This window comes from Acidovorax sp. KNOB132 (assembly GCF_057541515.1).
Genome location: NZ_BAAJYT010000481.1, coordinates 1 through 1,666, shown reverse-complemented (window position 1 = coordinate 1,666; position 1,666 = coordinate 1). Strand labels below are relative to the sequence as shown.

Sequence of the window (1,666 nt, the reverse complement as noted above, 5' to 3'; positions counted from 1 at the left end):
CGCGGCGGGGCCGGGCGCTCACCGCCCGGCACGCCACGCGGTGGCCATGGTGGGCGACGGCGTGAACGATGCGCCGGCCCTGGCCGCCGCCGACGTGGGCATGGCCATGGGCAACGGCACCGATGTGGCCATGCAGGCCGCGGGCATCACCCTGATGCGCGGCGACCCCCGGCTGGTGGCCGCGGCGCTGGACATTTCGCACCGCACGGTCGCCAAGATCCGGCAGAACCTGTTCTGGGCGTTTGCCTACAACGTGGCCGGCATTCCCCTGGCCGCACTGGGCTACCTGAGCCCCGTGGTGGCGGGCGCGGCCATGGCCCTCAGCTCGGTGAGTGTGATGGCGAACGCTTTGCTATTGAAGCGCTGGCGCGTTTGATAGTTACATTCGGTTAAAAGTCGGCAGGTCTGGCACACTGCAACGTTTGGTTGCATATGGTGGGCATCCTTTTGCTGGTCACCGAAGAGATTAGAGGACGACAACTATGAATTTCTTTTCGCTCATGCGGGGTTTTTCCATCCGCGTACGCATGCTGGGTGCGATTGGCGTGGTGCTGGGTTTGCTGGGATTGCTGGGGGGCGCAGGCATGCTGGGCATGTTCCGCATCCACGCGATGAGCGAGGAATTCATGGCGAATTCCTTCTCCGAGGTGGGCTACATGGCCGAGCTGCGCGGCGAGATGGGAGCCATCCGCCAGTTCGAGAAGGACATGATCATCCAGTACGAGAAGCCCGAGGGCGTCAAGCAGGCGCACACGGCCTGGCTGGCCAGCCTGGACCGCGCCAAGAAGGTCGCGGCCCGCTTCCTCGAAGGCCCCGAAGACCCGGACAACGCCCTGGTGCGCGACATCGTCAAGCGGCTGGACAGCTACCGCGAACAGTTCGCGCACGTGGCGCGGCAGCTGGAGGCCGGCGGCTACGACACGGCCACCATCGCCAACCGCATGAGCGGCAAGGCCGTGGCAGAGTTCGCCGAGGCCGACAAGCTCATGGTCCAGCTCGATACCAGCCTGCGCAACGAGGTGGCCGAGGTGGCCGCCCGGCAAAAGCAGGTGTCTGGCGAAACCCAGTGGCTGTTCGTGCTGGCGGTGCTCATCACCATCGTGGTGGTGGTGCCGCTGACCTTGCTCAACATGGTGTCCATCTGCCGTCCGCTGGCCGAGGCCCAGCGCATGGCGCAGGCCATTGCCGGCGGCGACCTCTCGCAGCGGGTGCAGGTGGAGGGCCGCGACGAAGTGGCCGACCTGCAGCGCGCGCTGGACGACATGCAGCAGGGCCTGGGGGCGCTGGTCTCGCAGGTGCGCGATGCGAGCGGCAGCATCGCCACCGCCAGTGCCGAAATCGCCACTGGCAACCAGGACCTGTCCGGCCGCACCGAGCAGACGGCCAGCAACGCCCAGGAGGCCGTGGCCTCGCTGGCGGAGCTCACCACCACGGTGCAGCAGACGGCATCGTCCTCGCAGGTGGCCAACCAATTGGCGTCGTCCGCCTCGGGCATCGCCACGCGCGGCGGCAGCGTGGTGCAGCAGGCCGTGGCCAGCATGCACGAGATTTCCAGCTCCAGCCGCAAGATCAGCGACATCATCGGCGTGATCGACGGCATCGCCTTCCAGACCAACATCCTGGCGCTGAACGCGGCCGTGGAAGCCGCCCGCGCGGGCGAGCAGGG

At 67.2% G+C, this 1,666-nt stretch carries 2 protein-coding genes; both read left to right on the top strand.

The window, feature by feature from the left end; genetic code table 11:
* The coding region (locus tag AC27IO_RS23930; protein WP_498741156.1) for an HAD-IC family P-type ATPase at positions 1 to 376 on the top strand (376 nt) is incomplete at its 5' end.
* A gap of 106 nt (positions 377 to 482) precedes the next feature.
* Positions 483 to 1,666 (top strand): methyl-accepting chemotaxis protein (locus AC27IO_RS23925; protein WP_498741154.1); only part of this gene is annotated, 1,184 nt, incomplete at its 3' end.